Annotated in this window: 10 protein-coding genes; 8 read left to right on the plus strand and 2 right to left on the minus strand. The window is 38.3% G+C overall.

What is annotated here, in order from left to right:
• Positions 1-42 precede the first annotated feature (42 nt).
• From VLZ86_RS04065 to VLZ86_RS04100, 8 genes are all read left to right on the plus strand, one after another.
• A complete protein-coding gene (locus tag VLZ86_RS04065) occupies positions 43-1,668 on the plus strand; it encodes an isocitrate lyase (protein ID WP_325448996.1) in 1,626 nt (541 codons plus the stop codon).
• Positions 1,669-1,879: 211 nt separating this feature from the next.
• Positions 1,880-3,055, plus strand: a complete 1,176-nt coding sequence (locus VLZ86_RS04070; RefSeq protein ID WP_325448998.1) for an alanine--glyoxylate aminotransferase family protein — start codon at positions 1,880-1,882, stop codon at positions 3,053-3,055.
• 760 nt (positions 3,056-3,815) lie between these two features.
• Positions 3,816-6,971 carry a TonB-dependent receptor gene (locus VLZ86_RS04075; protein WP_325449000.1) on the plus strand — a complete coding sequence of 1,052 codons (3,156 nt, stop codon included), beginning with the start codon at positions 3,816-3,818 and terminating at the stop codon, positions 6,969-6,971.
• Between the two features lie 21 nt (positions 6,972-6,992).
• Positions 6,993-8,450, plus strand: coding sequence for a RagB/SusD family nutrient uptake outer membrane protein (locus VLZ86_RS04080; RefSeq protein ID WP_325449002.1), 1,458 nt, complete (start codon positions 6,993-6,995; stop codon positions 8,448-8,450).
• Positions 8,451-8,833: 383 nt separating this feature from the next.
• Positions 8,834-10,741 (plus strand): S9 family peptidase, encoded by a 1,908-nt coding sequence (locus tag VLZ86_RS04085; RefSeq protein ID WP_325449004.1) that lies wholly within the window; start codon positions 8,834-8,836, stop codon positions 10,739-10,741.
• A 158-nt stretch (positions 10,742-10,899) separates the two neighbouring features.
• The gene (locus VLZ86_RS04090; RefSeq protein ID WP_325449006.1) at positions 10,900-12,885 is read left to right on the plus strand and encodes a S9 family peptidase; all 1,986 of its coding nucleotides are present in this window, start codon (positions 10,900-10,902) and stop codon (positions 12,883-12,885) included.
• Between the two features lie 255 nt (positions 12,886-13,140).
• Entirely contained in the window at positions 13,141-13,656 is a 516-nt protein-coding gene (locus VLZ86_RS04095; protein WP_325449009.1) for a DUF3124 domain-containing protein, read from the plus strand.
• A gap of 242 nt (positions 13,657-13,898) precedes the next feature.
• Positions 13,899-14,327, plus strand: a complete 429-nt coding sequence (locus VLZ86_RS04100) for a peptidylprolyl isomerase (protein WP_325449011.1) — start codon at positions 13,899-13,901, stop codon at positions 14,325-14,327.
• Between the two features lie 71 nt (positions 14,328-14,398).
• Here the strand turns inward: VLZ86_RS04100 and VLZ86_RS04105 are convergent, their stop codons facing one another.
• Both VLZ86_RS04105 and VLZ86_RS04110 read right to left on the minus strand, forming a co-directional pair.
• Positions 14,399-15,754, minus strand: a complete 1,356-nt coding sequence (locus VLZ86_RS04105; RefSeq protein ID WP_325449013.1) for a UDP-N-acetylmuramate--L-alanine ligase — start codon at positions 15,752-15,754, stop codon at positions 14,399-14,401.
• A gap of 152 nt (positions 15,755-15,906) precedes the next feature.
• Positions 15,907-16,860 carry a tetratricopeptide repeat protein gene (locus tag VLZ86_RS04110; protein WP_325449014.1) on the minus strand — a complete coding sequence of 318 codons (954 nt, stop codon included), beginning with the start codon at positions 16,858-16,860 and terminating at the stop codon, positions 15,907-15,909.
• Positions 16,861-16,912 lie beyond the last annotated feature (52 nt).

A 16,912-nucleotide genomic window follows, 5' to 3' on the forward strand; every position in this document is an offset into this window, starting at 1 on the left:
ACAGGATCTCATTATTACTAACAAATAACTTATCACAAAATTATGAAAAATTTAGAACAAAGTAGCTATAGTTCTGCATTGCAAACTGTAAGAGACCTCAAAGCCAAGTATGGAACTACTTGGAATGCCATCAACCCGGAAGGCGCCGCTCGTATGGTGGTTCAAAATCGTTTTAAAACGGGTTTGGATATCGCTAAATATACCGCAGCCATTATGAGAAAGGATATGGCAGAATATGATGCAGACCCTTCAAGCTATACCCAATCCTTAGGTTGCTGGCATGGTTTTGTGGCGCAACAGAAAATGATCGCCGTTAAAAAACACCATAAAACTACAAGCAAAAAATACCTCTATCTATCCGGTTGGATGGTTGCCGCTTTACGTTCTGAATTTGGACCGTTGCCAGATCAATCCATGCACGAGAAAACCACAGTTCCTAATTTGATAAAAGAAATTTACGATTTCTTACGTCAAGCAGATGCCATTGAGCTCAACGATTTATTTACGAAACTTGAAAAAGGTGAAGACGTACAAGATCAAATCGATAATTTTGAAACCCATATTGTTCCTATTATAGCCGATATTGATGCGGGTTTTGGAAATGAAGAGGCGACCTATTTATTGACAAAAAAAATGATTGAAGCTGGCGCCTGTGCCATTCAAGTTGAAAATCAAGTTTCGGACGCCAAGCAATGTGGGCATCAAGATGGAAAGGTGACTGTACCCCATGAGGATTTTATCGCAAAACTAAACGCGATTCGGTATGCCTTTATAGAATTGGGAATACCTGAGGGAATCATTGTGGCAAGAACAGATTCTGAAGGCGCTAGCTTAACTCAAAAGCTGCCGGTGAGCAAAATATCAGGAGATCTGGCTTCTCAATATTTAGCCTTCGTAGATGCAGAAGAGATGACTATCGATCAGGCAAAAGATGACGACGTGATGCTTAAAAGAGACGGAAAATTATACCGCCCCATACGATTGGCCAATGGCCTATATCAATTTAAGGAAGGTTCTAATATTGATCGTGTAGTTTTGGATTGTATAACAAGCTTACAAAACGGAGCCGATCTGTTATGGATAGAGACGCCAACTCCAAACGTCAAGCAAATTGCACATATGGTTAACCGAATTAAAGAAGTAATACCTAATGCTAAACTGGTCTATAACAATTCACCATCTTTTAATTGGACCCTAAATTTCCGCCATCAAGCTTACGATGAAATGCTTGAAGAAGGTGAAAATATGACCGGGTATAATAGACATAATTTAATGGATGCCGACTATGACGTTTCTGAACTTTCCTATCGTGCTGACGAGAAAATCAGGACCTTCCAAAGAGATGCTGCAAGAGACGCAGGAATTTTCCATCATTTAATCACCTTGCCAACCTACCATACCACCGCACTTCATATGAATGATTTAACGGAAGGGTATTTTGGAGAAGACGCGATGCTGGCCTATGTAAGAGGGGTCCAAAGACAGGAAATCCAAAAAGGTGTTTCTTGTGTAAAACACCAACGCATGGCAGGCTCAGATCTTGGCGACAGCCATAAAACCTTTTTTGCGGGGGAGAATGCCTTAAAAGCAGGCGGAGAAAAGAATACCAGCAATCAATTTGAATTCAAAAGAAATGTTACAAAACCAGAACTGGTGATGGACAAATAGAGCAATTTTGTTAATTGCGACAGGTGCGCTATCGCAATTAACATTGCTGTTTTCTCAAATACTTGGTTTTAAAATATATGTGGGTTTTTAACTACTGATTTTTGTTAATATAACACTTCTAGACTTTAGGTTTCCATTCTAGATGCCTATATTTATCAGAATACATATTTATAAGACTTACACAATATTAATTTTTAAAATAAAATAATAAATGAAAGGCAGAAAGTTACTGATGATTCCTGGTCCAATAGAGTTTGAACCGGAGGTCTTACAGGCAATGGGCATGGCTACGACCAGCCATGTGGCACCAGGTTTTATTGAGGTTTTTGCAAATAGCCTTGAGCTCATGAGAGAGGTATGGAAGGCTCCAAAAGGGCAACCTTTTATCGTGGCGGGAACTGGAACCTTGGCTATGGACATGGCAGCCTGCAACCTTATAGAAAAAGACGATTCGGTATTGGTGATTTCAACAGGATACTTTGGTAAACGTTTTAAAGACATTATGGAACGCTATGGAGCAACCACCACTATACTAGAAGCTCCTTTGGGCGAAGTTATTAGTCTTGAAGCCATTGAAAGAGAACTCAAAACCAAGCAATATAAAGCCCTGACCATAACCCATGTTGATACCTCAACGGGAATATTGGTAGACCCAGAACCTATAGCAAAATTAGCCACAAAATATAATACTTTAAGTATTCTAGATGGCGTTTGCTCCGTGGCCGGCGAAGCGATAGATCAAGAGGAATGGGGACTGGATGTCGTTTTGACAGGCTCTCAAAAAGCTATTGGAGTTCCTCCTGGACTCGCACTTTTAATGGTTTCAGAAAAAGCAATGAAGGTTTGGAATAAAAGAAAAACCCCAGTAGCCAATTATTATTCGGATTGGCAAAATTGGTTGCCCGTCATGCGTGCCTATGAAGAAAGGAAACCTTCCTATTTTGGCACACCACCTGTCAATTTAATTGTGGCTTTAGAAACGAGCTTAAAAATCATCTGTAAAGAAGGTCTGAGTGAACGGGTAATACGACATCAAGTATTGGCAAATGCATTTAGAGCTGGAATTACCGCATTAAATCTTGAGATTTTACCGAAAACGAATCACTTGGCAGCCAATACACTTACTGCAGTATACTATCCTAAAGGAATTGATGGTACGGCAATAGTAACTAAAATGGCGAACAATAATGTTATCGTAGCAGGTGGACTACTTTCTGACATAAAGACCTCTTATTTTAGGATAGGCCATATGGGATCCGTTTCCCCTAATGATCTTATTGCTGTACTAAGTGCGTTAGAACGTTCTTTATCAGAATTGGGACATCAAATGGAACTTGGAAAATGCTTGGCAGCTTTCCAAAATGAAATCTTAAATTCTAAAGTTTGAGGACAGAAAAATTCAGCCTCTTTTAAAACGTCTAAAATTCAAGGCAAAAAAGTGATATTGCCATCCATGAAATTGGAATTCCCATGCATCCATTTGAGGCAAACGCCTAACAAATATAGGAGTTGTTCGGGTTTATTTAGGTAATTGGTCAAGTCTACAACATAGGCAAACCGCATTTTTTAAATTGATTTAATAGCGCAACCTATTCTAAAATACTCCTGAAGGAACCCCTTGAAGATTTTTTCCAGACTTTATATTGCATATTCCGTCTGGATTTCTCCCACATTTTGATATCGAATTATTAGTCTTGGTTTTAACATGTTCTTTTATTTATAATTTTTATTTAATAAAATAGAACTTTTATAAAAAACCCTTTTGAATCCAGGAAAATTTGAAGTGGTTTTAGTTTTTAAGGTGTCCCATTCTCTTTCTAGCTATCTCTTAGCGTGTAGGAACTCGAATAGCATGAAGTCTCAATTTTATAAGATAAAGACTACAAGTCAACAACTTACGCTGCCCTTAACCATATTGGCAAGTTTTCTAAAGAATAAGATCCCTTGGATTTTATACCTCTTTATCACGCAAATCAGACATTCTCTTCTATGACGGGAAAACTCAGAATATTCGTAGTTCAGATTGATCTAACCTCTAACCGCATTTGGATTTCAAAAAAAATCATCTATATTTGTTAAGGTCAACATAACGTTTTGTTAAATAAAGACTAAAAGAAATGAATATTAATTAATTATTTACTTAAATTATGAAAGTAAAATTAACTGGATTTTTAACACTGTTAATGATTTTTCTTGCGCAGTTGAGTTTTGCTCAAGGAAAAATAGTTACCGGAACAGTGACCGATGAAAAACAAATGCCACTGCCGGGTGTAAACGTAATCATTCAAGGCGCTGCCAAAGGAGCAGTTACAGATTTTGATGGAAAATATTCATTGGAAGTTGCTGAGGGACAAACTTTACATTTTACCAGTATGGGATTTGAAGATCAATTGGTAAAAGTGGGAGCATCCAATATTATTGATGTTTCTTTAAGGGAGTCAGCAATGGCTCTGGACGAAGTTTTCGTGGTAGCCTATGGAACCGCTACAAAAGATACGTATACAGGATCCGCATCTGTTGTTAAAAGCAGCGACATTAAAGACGTTCCGACCGCTTCCTTTCAGGATGCGCTGGCTGGTAAAGCGGCAGGGGTAAATGTTACCAAAGGATCAGGACAGGTTGGATCTTCAACCAGCATCCAGATTCGTGGAATTGGCTCTATGAACGCATCCACACAACCCCTTTATGTTATTGACGGTGTTCCTGTGTCTTCTGGCAATTCAGGCCAACTATCAGATCAAATTTTGGTTACCAACAATATCATGAACACCCTAAATCCGAGTGACATTGAATCCATCACTATATTGAAGGATGCGGCCGCATCTGCATTATATGGATCTAGAGCTGCTAACGGTGTGGTTATGATTACCACCAAACGAGGAAAAACCGGGGAGCCTCGAATTACGATTAAATCTTCAACCGGTTTTAGTCCATCTTGGGCAACAGACAATTATGAAGCCGCAAGTACTCAAGAGAACGTAAATTATCTATATCGTGTTTTCCATGATTATAATACATCAAGCGGAAAAACTGACGCAGTCGCAAATGCTGATGCTATCAGACGTTTGAACGTGAAATTTAATAAACATGGGTATTATTTTGAAACCAGTGGCACTGGCGTAGGAGAAAACCTAATGATTAAAGGGATGACCGATGGTTTGGTTAATAGAGAAGGTCAATATTATGATTGGGAAGATGCTTATTTTAGAACAGCAATCAACCAAAGCCAAGATATTGCTGTAAGTGGCGGAAATGAGAAAACAAATTATTATTCTTCTTTTTCTTACACTAAAGATGAGGGCCGAGTGAAAATTAATGAAAACGAACGTATTTCAGGAAGGGTCAATTTAGAACAGAAAATAGGGAAGTTCATCGAATTTACAGCTAAAGTAAACGTTGCCCAAACTGAATTATCAGGATTTAATGATAGTCGAAATCTTAGTACCAACTACTATGAGCAAACCCGAAACCTCCTTTGGGGCTTATACCATCCTACGGATTATAAAACTGGAGAGCCTTGGAAGGCGCGTTTTGGAAGTTTAGCACAGAATAACGTCTATTACGACAATGAATGGGAAAACTCTTCAAGAACTTTAAGGGTGAGTGCAATAGAAGGCCTGAAAGTTAATATTCTACCGGAACTTAATGTGCAAACTCTTTTTTCCTATGACAATATTGAAACTAAAGACCATTTATACTACAGCCGTTTACATTATAACGGACAAGGGCTCGGAACCGTTGATGAAATGTCCACAAACACAAGAAGTATAGTTTCTTCTACAACCTTAAATTACGCGAAAGATTTTGGTGTACATCATTTAGACTTTTTAGCGGGTTATGAAGTTGAAAAAAATCAAACCGATTATATTCGTGCTTCAGGTAAAGATTTACCTTCAAGTAATTTACACACTGTTGCCACCGCAGGAGAAAAAGATGCTACGGCGTACTATTGGGGAAATAACATGATGTCTATCCTGTCTAGATTGGAATACAGTTTTGATAAGAAGTATTATCTTTCTGGCTCTTTCCGACGTGATGGGAGTTCAAAATTAGGTCCGGATTCACGCTGGGGTAACTTTTGGTCGGTTGGCGCTTCTTGGAATATCAGTAAAGAAGCTTTCTTAACGGACGTAGAAGCAATCAGTAATCTTAGTTTGAGAGCTTCATACGGAGTTAACGGTACGTTGCCACCATCTAATTTTGGTTGGAGATCGCTTACGGGGTATGGCGCACAATATATGGAGACTGCCGGTGGCACGCTGAGTAATGTCGCCGATGAAAACCTTTCATGGGAGACCAATTATTCAACCGACATTGCATTAGAATTTGGATTGTTAAAAAATCGAATTTATGGAACTATCGAATATTTTACACGAGATTCCAAAGATCTATTGCAGAGTGTACCAATTTCACGTGTAACAGGTTTTAGTTCTACCCTAAAAAACATCGGATCTATTAGAAATAAGGGTCTGGAGTTAACTTTAGGAGGTGATATTATTCGCACCAACGATGTAACCTGGAGTGCTTCCGTAAATGCATCTTTCGTCGATTCAAAGGTTCTCGAGTTAAGCGAAGGAGCAGATATTATTTGGGTTAATGATGGAGATGCTACCGCTCAATACATTTACCGTGAAGGCGAATCGACATTAGCTTTTTATGGTTATGAATATGCTGGAGTTGATCCTGCAAATGGTTTGAGCAGATATTATGTCAATGATAAAGACAACCCGCAAGCTGGTGATTTTCTTCTTAACGGACGAGGCGCGACATATGATTTTAATGACGCAAATTACACCATCATAGGCGATGGTATTCCTGACGTTTTTGGAGGTATAAATACTCAAGTAGGATATAAAGGCTTTTCCTTAGGTTTAGATTTTATCTACAAATTGGGTGGAAAACTATATGACGGAGCTGAAAAGGATGTTTCAGATGATGGCTACTACTGGGAGCGAATCCGTTCGCAATATGCATATGACGACATGTGGACTGAGGAAAACCCTAATGGCAGTTTGCCAAAGGTAAGTGGTAATGACCTTACCGATGCCATACAGAAAAGTGGAAGACATATTTATGATGCAAGTTTTCTTAGGTTGAAAAACATCCGATTAAACTATGATCTCCCGACCAAATTGGTAAATCCAATTGGGTTTGAAAACGTAAGATTATATGTTATTGGAACAAACTTACTCACGTTCTCCAAGTATAAAAATGCAGACCCTGAAGTAAATCAATACGCTGCAAGAGGCTGGGAAACGCCTTTTATGAAGAATTATACCTTTAGTATTGAATTATCATTATAATTAATTAAAAACAACTGAAAAATGAACAAGATAAAATCTGTCATAATTATTATTCTATTCCTTGGGTTAAGCTCATGCGATGATGATTTTCTTGATGTTACCCCAAGTAATTCTGGAGACGCTTCAACTTCTATACAAACTCTTGCTGACGCAAAAGTAATGCTCACCGGAATTATGAGTAACATGACTTCCTCAAATTATTATGGTCGTAATTTCATTTTATATGGTGACGCCAAAGGAGGAGATCTCACAACATTCTCCATGGGAAGAGGGCTAGATGGACTATACTCATTTAACCATTCTCCCACTACGGGATCATATTCCGGATTCTGGAATAGCATCTACAATAGCATCCTTCAAGCCAATAATCTCATTGTCAACATTGAAAAGTTGCAAGCAGCCGGTTCAGAAGCCAATTTTGATGATGTCAAGGGGCAAGCTTTAACAGCGAGAGCATTAATGTATTTTGATTTGGTCCGGATCTATGGAAAGCCATATTCTTATGATAAGGAATCTTATGGTGTTCCCAATATCCTTGAACCTTTAGATGCCTTGGAGCAACCTTTAAGAGCAACTGTCGCGGCCAATTACAATCAAATCATAGCGGATTTGATAGCGGCACAACCACTTCTTTCTAAAAGTAAGACTAATGGTTATTTAAATTATTATGCAAACTTGGCATTACAATCAAGGGTATATCTTAATATGGAACGCTATCCAGAAGCTCTTGCTGCCGCTCAAGAAATTATTGATTCTGGTGTTTATTCCTTATATTCTAACAGTGCCTGGGTCAATTCATGGGCTGGCCAGTTTGGATCGGAATCCATATTTGAATTGGCTATCCTTCCAAGTGAAGCAGATCTAGGTAACTCTAGTCTTAGTGTCTATTTAAGAAGATCTGGACATGGATCTGCAAGTGCCATTGGTCAATTTATAGCCAGTGACTATTATTTGAACCGTTTAGGAGAAGATCCTAATGATGTGAGATGGGGAATCCTTGATTACGATGAAGTTAGCGCAACCCATATGGGGGCGAGTTATAAGTATAGTGGAGATACAACTTTGAGTGGAGATGGGAAGTCTACACCAACGGCGGTAAATATTAAAGTGATCCGATTATCTGAGATTTACCTAATTGCAGCGGAAGCAGCATTCCATACAGATAAAGATCTGGCGGCCACTTATCTTAACGCGATTCGAAAAAGAGCACCTGACTTAGCGCCTGCAACCGCTGGCACCATTAGTATTGATATGATTTTGGACGAAAAAAGTAAAGAATTGTTCACTGAAGGACAACGATACTTTGATATGCTGAGATTAAATAAGGACATAGTTTTTAATGACGATCTTGGAGGCGTTCCAATTTCGACCAGACCAAAAACAATCGATCGTTCATTCTATAAAACGATTTTACCAATTTCTCAAGAAGAAATCAATGCGAATCCTGAAATTGGAAATCAACAAAATCCAGAATACTAATACAGAACAGAATCAAATTCCGTTGATTTTAAATTAAGGGTGTTACACATAATGTCTACCCTACTTAAAAGCCTAAAAAATCTTTGATTTTTTAGGCTTTTTTTTTCTATTTCGCCAAAGGATTAAGATGACAATAAACCTTCATAATCACTATTTTCCATGTTATAGAATTTTAGCGTACTTCAATCGCAATTTTAGGTAATAAAATCGTTTCACAACGATTTCATCCTTGTGGCTTCTTAAAATTCGGAAGGCGAAAGTCTTTTATTAATTAATCGTAGCTTTAGACCCTAACCGATAGGTTTTTTTATAATTTTATGCGCTGATGCAAATCTTAGATGAAACCTTGAGAAAAGATATTCCAATTATTAAAATGAACAGTTATGAAAAAGTCACTCTTATTTATGAGTTTAATATTGAGCAGTAGTTTAATGATAGCCCAACAAAAAATGACACCCGAACTATTATGGAAGGTAGAACGCCTAAGCGTTAAGGGACTGGATAAGGAAAGATCAACCATTTTTATAGAGGTCAAAACTCCAAATATTAAAGAAAACAACTTCGACTCCAAATATTATAAAATGCCGATTACGGGCGGGGATTTAATCGAAATTAAAAAAGATGAGGTGGCCACGGCCGACAAAAACACGTCGCCAGATGGAAAACACAAATTATTTCATAAGGAAGTTCACATTGAAGACATTAAAGGTACTGACATCTATAAAGCCCTAGAAAAATCCGATGTCTATATTTTTTCAGACTTGGATATCCGCCATTGGGACACGTGGCAGGATGGCAGTTACAATCATTTGTTTTATAAAAAAGTGGGGACGGATGACGACACCGGAATCGATATCATGCCCAACGAACCCCACCATACCCCACAACGTCCATTTGGTGGCGATGAGGATTATATTTGGTCTCCAGACAGTAAACACATTTATTATGTTAGCAAAAAACTGAAAGGGAAAGCTTATGCTACCAGCACCAATACGGACATCTACAAATACAATCTGGAGTCCAAAACTACCGAAAACATTACGGAAGGTAATAAAGGCTATGACACCAATCCAGCCTTTTCAACTGAAGGCGCTTTGGCATGGCTGCAAATGAAAACGGAAGGTTACGAAAGCGATAAAAATGATATTGTCGTGTTGAACAATGGCGTTAAACAAAATCTAACCGACAGATGGGATGGCACAGTCAATAGTTTTTTATGGAGTACAGACGGCAACACTATTTATTTCACGGCACCTGTGGATGGCACCATTCAGCTGTTTAAAGTGAATTATCCGGGTAGAAAACGCATTGCACCTGTGGTCGAACAACTTTCAGAAGGTCAATTTGATGTCACAAGTATCATCTCCCAAAAAGACAACACGCTCTTGGTGACCCGAACCGATATGAACCATGCCGCTGAGCTTTACAGTTTTAACCTAAAAGACAAAAGCTTTAAGGAATTGACCACTCTCAACCAAAAATTATATAATGGCCTTGATCTTCCCAAAGTAGAAAAACGCTATGTCACCACTACTGATGGCAAAAAAATGTTGGTATGGGTTATTTTACCACCTAATTTTGACGCGACCAAAAAATATCCAACCTTATTGTACGCACAAGGAGGTCCTCAATCTGCTTTATCTCAATTTTATTCTTTCCGTTGGAATTTCCAGTTGATGGCATCCCAAGGGTATATTATTGTGGCCCCAAATCGTCGGGGCATGCCAGGTCACGGGGTTGAGTGGAATGAAGCCATTAGTAAGGATTGGGGTGGTCAGGTTATGGACGATTACCTATCGGCTATTGACGAGCTTGCCAAGGAACCTTATGTAGATAACGATCGTTTAGGTGCTATTGGTGCGAGTTATGGCGGCTATTCCGTGTTTTATCTCGCGGGGATTCACAACAAGCGTTTCAAGACCTTTATCTCTCATGATGGTGTTTTTGATACCAGAACGATGTACGGCACCACTGAAGAATTGTTTTTCGTCAACCACGATTTCGGAGGTCCCTATTGGGATAAAAATAACAAGACTGCACAAAAAGTCTATCAAGAATTCAATCCTATCACAAAAGTCTCAGAATGGGATACGCCTATTTTAATCATCCAAGGTGGAAAAGATTTCCGTGTGCCTATTGAACAAAGTTTGAGCGCATATCAAGCTGCTCAACTGTTAGGGATCAAAAGTAAACTGGTCTATTTCCCTGAGGAAAACCACTGGGTCTTGAAACCTCAAAACGCATTGGTTTGGCAACATGAGTTTTTTAAGTGGCTAAAAGAAACACTTTAAATCTATTACCAATAAATTATTACGATTATCACATATTTTTCATTCTTAAATCAATTCTAATGACCTGTAGACTTTCAATAAAATCTTTGTCCTTGTTTCTCGTATCCTTATTTCTAATGTCCGCATACACAAGCAACGCTCAGGGCAAAATAAAAAATATGCCAGGATACGAACAGTATCAAAAAATGTCGTCGCAATTATATAGTTCAGTACCAAGAATATCACCAAACATCAATTGGAGCGCAGACGGGAAAACATTCACTTATATTGAAAACAATACTCAGCATACGTTTGATATTGGAAAAAAGAAGATCATTAAATCTGAAGACTATCAAGCACCGCCAAGAGCTCCATTTTCTCGACAAGGGCGACCAGAACGGGGCAGACAATATGCTTTCGCATTATCACCCGACTCCACCTTAAAAGCGTTTACCAAAGATAGAAATATGTACATCAGTAATCCTGATGGTTCAAACGTAGTAGCAATCACGACTGATGGAAATGAGGAAAATCAAGTAAAATATGGTATTGCAACCTGGGTTTATGGTGAAGAATTAGGTCAAAACACCGCCATGTGGTGGTCTCCAGACAGTAAAAAAGTCGCTTTTTATCGGTTTGATGAAAAAGACGCCAAGAAGTATTATGTACTTTATCATCAAACTAAAATACAAGACTCGGTGGAAGTTGAAGCCTATCCAAAAGTGGGTGCCAAAAACTTACCTGTCGATTTATTGGTTTATGATTTAGAAACAAAAGAGACCGTTACCCTCGACACTCGTGACAGCAAACCTTTCAATGACGGCGCTATTGGCACCTATCTATATGATATAGAATGGTCTCCAAATGGTAAAGAACTGCTTTTTCACAGTACAAACCGGAAGCAAGACATCATGGAGTTTAAAGCGGCCAATCCTACAACTGGTGAAACAAGAGTTGTTGTTAGAGAAGAATGGTTGCCAAGTTTTACGGTAAATTCGCCAGAAATCTATAAGCTAAAAGACCAGGAACATTTTATTTGGGCTTCGGAACGAAATGGATTTAAGAATTATTACCTCTACAATTTCAATGGAAAACTCGTCAATGCCATTACCAATCATGCTTTTGAAGTATCGCGAATTATTGAGGTTGATGAAGCAAATAAGCTTCTATACTATATGGCGGCCAGTGGCGATAACCACATGAAGATGCAACTCCATCGGGTTAAACTTGATGGCACTAAGGATGTTCGATTAACCAATCCTGCTTACAATCATAATATCATCCTATCCCCTACCGGAAACCATTTTATTGATATCGCTCAAACCCACAACATCCCTCCTTTTATGAATCTTGTGGACGCTAAGGGGAAAGTGGTCTCAGAAATTTTGAAAACAGATCTGTCAAAATTTAACGAATTGGGTTTCAAAACTGTAGAAACCTTTGAATTTACATCTGCGGATGGCGAAACGAAACTGCATGGCATGATTCATTTTCCATCAAATTTTGACCCTACAAAAACCTATCCATTGATCTTAAGTAATTATGGTGGTCCCGGCGTCAATGCGTTTACAGAGACATTTCGTCTCCCAAGCCCGATAACTGAATTTGGGTTTTTAGTCGTGAATATCGATGGAAGGAATGTTGGAGGACGCGGAAAACATATGCTCGACAAGTTGTATGGGAATTTGGGTATTGTTGAAATGGACGATTTTGCTGCGGGAATCAGATCGTTATATGATCGTCCGTATTTTGACAAATCGCGAGTTGGGGTTTATGGCACATCTTATGGCGGAACCGTTGCCGCTATGAGCATATTAAGATTTCCAGAGGTATATCATGTGGCAGTCGCCAATTCAGCGGTAACAGACTGGAGAAATTATGATAACATCTACACCGAACGTTATATGAATCTATTGGAAAATAATCCTGAAGGCTATGACGCTTCTAATTTAATGAACTATGCCAACAACTTAGAAGGAGAATTAATGATCTTTTACGGCACCAATGACAATAATGTGCATCCAGCCAATTCCTTACAATTAATACAGGCTTTACAAAAAGCAGGAAAAAGCTTTGAAGTCCAAGTCGGTCCTGATCAAGGACACACCGCGGTAAATTTCGAAAGGATGATGGAGTTTTTCATTCAGCACTTAATTTTGAAATAACAGATTTAAAAAAATTTCGATTGAACAGATAATGGTTCATGCGAAGTGCTCTATTTAATGGGTTTCGTAAAAGTCAATTAGTTCTCCTTTTTAGTATGAGCATGTGCTGTCAGACGGAAAATACTAATGTAGAAATCAAGGAAAGCTACATCAGTATTTTCGATAGCGAGCTATGTTTTGCGCATGATGCTACTGAAATGTTTATTATATTTGTTTAGCCACAGCTTCAGGCAACTCCAGCATTAACTGACTTATATGAACTATTCAAGATTCTTTTTTTCTGCCTTTTTCCTTCTGATATTTGCCTGCGAAGAAACGACTCCAAAAGAGCAAAGAAAGTTAATCTCAACCGATCATGAATTAAAAAAATCTATTCAAAAAACGGACAGTCTTTATAAAACAAAGAAGGTTTATGTTCCCGTTTATTCTGACATTTACCAACGCACCCGCAATGAAAGAACATTGCTCACGTCAACCCTAAGCATTCATAATACCAGTGAAACAGACTCGTTATATCTAAGCCGTATTGATTATTATAATACAGAAGGGAAATTGGTAAGAAAGCACATAGAATCAACCATCTTTCTAACCCCATTTGAAACGTTGGAATATGTTGTAGATGAGGAGGATAAAACTGGCGGCTCAGGCGCCAATTTTGTAATTGAATGGTATGGAAATGAAAAATTAAATCCGATTTTTCAAGCGGTCATGATTGGTGGATTGGGAAATAAGTCGTTCTCATTTACCACGGAAGGTGTAGAGACTTATTAATTTTCATTGATTGCGCACCAAACTTTAAAAGATTGCATAAGTCTATCCTTAGTTTGTCATTTCAAGAGGCTACCGCTTCAAAATAGACTATCAATTAGCTATATGTTAGAAAGCAGTTTCCATTCATTCCCCTCATAAAGTCGTTAAGTTTTTCTTAAATAGTCCATAAACTTCTCCTGTGAGCCTTTGTTTTATTCTTTAAACAGTAGTTTTGTACTTTATTAAAACACAAAAACACAATTATGAGTCAAGTAAAAGAGAATGACACAGTGAAAGTACATTACACAGGAAAATTAACCAACGGTCAAGTTTTTGACAGTTCTTTGGAGCGTGAGCCTTTAGAAATCACTGTCGGTGAAGGTAAACTGATTCCGGGTTTTGAAAATGCTCTCATCAATATGAAAGTGAACGAGAAAAAAACCGTTGAAATTATAAAAGAAGAAGCTTATGGCGACATCCAAAAGGAGCTTTTTCATCAAGTTACAAAAGATCAATTGCCACAGGACATCCAACCCGAAGTTGGGATGGGATTAGCATCTAAAGCACCAGATGGTACAGAACACCAGTTTAGAGTTGTGGAAGTTAAAGAAGATCATATTGTTGTTGATGGCAACCATCCATTAGCTGGTCAAGATTTAGTGTTTGACTTAGAAGTGGTGGAGATTAAATAAATATAACATCATTTAAATATAGAGCCATTTACTAATCGTGAATGGCTTTTTTAATGGCGATGTTTGAAACTTTAGACCATCAAGTTCTTGACTTCCTCAAAATCCAATCCGCCATAAGTACCAGAACTCATCAGCAATAAAACTTTGTTGTCAAATTTCTGTGAAAACAGAAAGTTCTTAAAATCGTCAGGATTGGTATAAATAATGAGATTTTCACGTTCAAAAGCATCGGCAATTTGAGCATGGGTCACTTCCTTCAGTTTTTTAACTTCTACGGCATGAGGCGAATAAAACACAACCGCTACGTCGGCAGCATCTAATGTTCCTTTATATTCTTTCAGAAAATTTGCATTCAGACTACTGAAGGTGTGCAGCTCTAAACAAGCCACTAGAGTTCTATCAGGAAACTGCTCCTTTACTGCTTTGGTTGTCGCTTTAACTTTACTTGGGGAATGGGCAAAATCTTTAAATGCAATGCTGTTCTTTCCCTCTCCTATTTTCTCGAGACGTTTACTGGCGCCTTTAAAACTGGCAATGGCTTCGTAAAAATCGTCTTCGTCAACACCCATATGTTGACAAATCCATTTGGCCCCAGCGAGGTTATTTAAGTTATGTTTTCCAAAAACCTCAATCGGCAACAGGCCTTCGGGAGTTTCCAAGAGTGTTTCTCCATTTTCAATTTTATAGTCCGGCGTATGGTAGGGTAGTTTTCTGATCGTATTTTCTGAAGCTTCCACCACTTTTTTCACTTCGTCATCTTCTTCATTATAAGTTATGCTTCCACCTTTAACTATACTATCCACAAATATTTTGAATTGCTCCACATAAACTTCATAGGATGGAAAAACATTGATATGATCCCAAGCAATCCCGCTCAGTAATGCAATATTGGGTTGGTACAAATGGAATTTTGGTCGTCGGTCAATCGGGGAACTCAAATACTCATCACCTTCCAATACGATAAAATCATTGTCATCCGTTAGTTTCACCATCACATCAAAACCGTCCAATTGGGCGCCTACCATGTAGTCCACATCTCTATCATGATAATCCATGACATGGAGGATCATGGACGTAATTGTTGTTTTCCCATGACTACCGCCAATCACCACTCGGGTTTTGTGTTTGGACTGCTCGTACAAAAACTCTGGGTAGCTATAAATTCTCAAACCTAATTCTTGAGCTCGTAAGAGTTCAGGATTATCTGCTTTGGCATGCATCCCCAAAACCACGCAGTCTATAGAAGTGTTTATTATTTCAGGAAACCAACCAAAGTTTACTGGAAGCAAACCTCTCTGCTCCAACCTTGTTTTCGAAGGTTCATAAATCTCATCATCACTTCCTGTTACTTGATATCCTTTATGGTGCAAAGCTATGGCGAGATTGTGCATGGCACTGCCGCCGATAGCTATAAAATGTACGTTCATAGTTTGATTTTGAAGACTCCAAAGATAGTTTTTTTGACGCGAACTGCGAATGAAATTGAACCTGAAAAGAAGATAATTGTTACACAAAGTTTCGTAGAGATAAACAGAGGTACACGCAGAAATCAATTAAATCATTCGTGTATTAGTGGCTATTATAATTTAAGAATGACTGTTTTCTCCGACTGAAAAATTTCATTCTCAGGCAATTCAGCGAGAGCGAGTTCGATGTGTTTTAGCGCAGCATCTTTTTTATTTTGCAGTTTGTAAATCTGTGCCAAGCGGTAATTTGCCCGCGCTTTTGGCAGATCATCTTTCACGGAAAAATTAGTAATATAGAGAAGAAGGTGCTTTTCGCCTTTGCTTAATTGTGTATTGTTTTCAACAGCCACTTTTCCTATTTGATAATTTAAGTCATTGTTATCATGCTTGATTTGAGCCGCTTCCATAGTGGCAATGGCTTTATCCGGTTGCTTCTGGGCTTCGTATAAACTGGTAAGTTTCTGATAGCACAATAGAGACCCACCTTCCTCCACTGCAAGCTTATAATACTTTTCAGCGGTTTTAAGTTCTTTATCATATTCATAGATATAGCCTTTTGCCAAATAACCATCAACTTTTGAAAGGCTTTGCAATTCATCGGCATATTTTAGAGATTTGCTCATACTACCCCCAATAATTCCTGGCAGCTGCATATACAATTCTACCAGCGCCCATCGGGTTTCAATATGCTTAGGATCAAGCTCGGCCGCCGTAATAAATGCCTGCTTGACATCACCTATAATGGCTAGGGCTTTCATTTTATTGACCGACAAGGCTTTCATGCCCAAAGCGCCACCGTATTTATAATGATAGTTAGCCGTTTTGGGACTTATATCCACCAATTTTTTATAGTTTTCAATGGCGCCATCCCATTTTTTCTGATGACCATAGGCATCTCCCAAAAGTTCAATACCTGTAACGTTGGTAGGGTTATTTTTCACAAAAGTAGTCATCAGCGCTTCCGCTTTTGAAAATTGTTTATTCGCTAAAAACTGTTCGGTTTTTACAATATCGGTCTGACCTAATGACGCTACTGAAAAAAAGAAAAAATAAATAAATAATTTCATAGTGAAGTTTCTGAATTCAAAAATAGACATTCTCACGCATTGTTATCTAAAA

The sequence above is a fragment of the Gelidibacter sp. genome (assembly GCF_035515035.1).
GTDB lineage: Bacteria > Bacteroidota > Bacteroidia > Flavobacteriales > Flavobacteriaceae > Gelidibacter.

Excerpts from the sequence above, each read along its gene's own strand:
- VLZ86_RS04085 (WP_325449004.1), top strand. The coding sequence starts at position 8,834 with ATGAAAAAGTCACTCTTATTTATGAGTTTAATATTGAGCAGTAGTTTA.
- VLZ86_RS04095 (WP_325449009.1), top strand. The coding sequence starts at position 13,141 with ATGAACTATTCAAGATTCTTTTTTTCTGCCTTTTTCCTTCTGATATTT.
- VLZ86_RS04070 (WP_325448998.1), top strand. The coding sequence starts at position 1,880 with ATGAAAGGCAGAAAGTTACTGATGATTCCTGGTCCAATAGAGTTTGAA.
- VLZ86_RS04100 (WP_325449011.1), top strand. The coding sequence starts at position 13,899 with ATGAGTCAAGTAAAAGAGAATGACACAGTGAAAGTACATTACACAGGA.
- VLZ86_RS04080 (WP_325449002.1), top strand. The coding sequence starts at position 6,993 with ATGAACAAGATAAAATCTGTCATAATTATTATTCTATTCCTTGGGTTA.
- VLZ86_RS04075 (WP_325449000.1), top strand. The coding sequence starts at position 3,816 with ATGAAAGTAAAATTAACTGGATTTTTAACACTGTTAATGATTTTTCTT.
- VLZ86_RS04065 (WP_325448996.1), top strand. The coding sequence starts at position 43 with ATGAAAAATTTAGAACAAAGTAGCTATAGTTCTGCATTGCAAACTGTA.
- VLZ86_RS04105 (WP_325449013.1), bottom strand. The coding sequence starts at position 15,754 with ATGAACGTACATTTTATAGCTATCGGCGGCAGTGCCATGCACAATCTC.
- VLZ86_RS04110 (WP_325449014.1), bottom strand. The coding sequence starts at position 16,860 with ATGAAATTATTTATTTATTTTTTCTTTTTTTCAGTAGCGTCATTAGGT.
- VLZ86_RS04090 (WP_325449006.1), top strand. The coding sequence starts at position 10,900 with ATGCCAGGATACGAACAGTATCAAAAAATGTCGTCGCAATTATATAGT.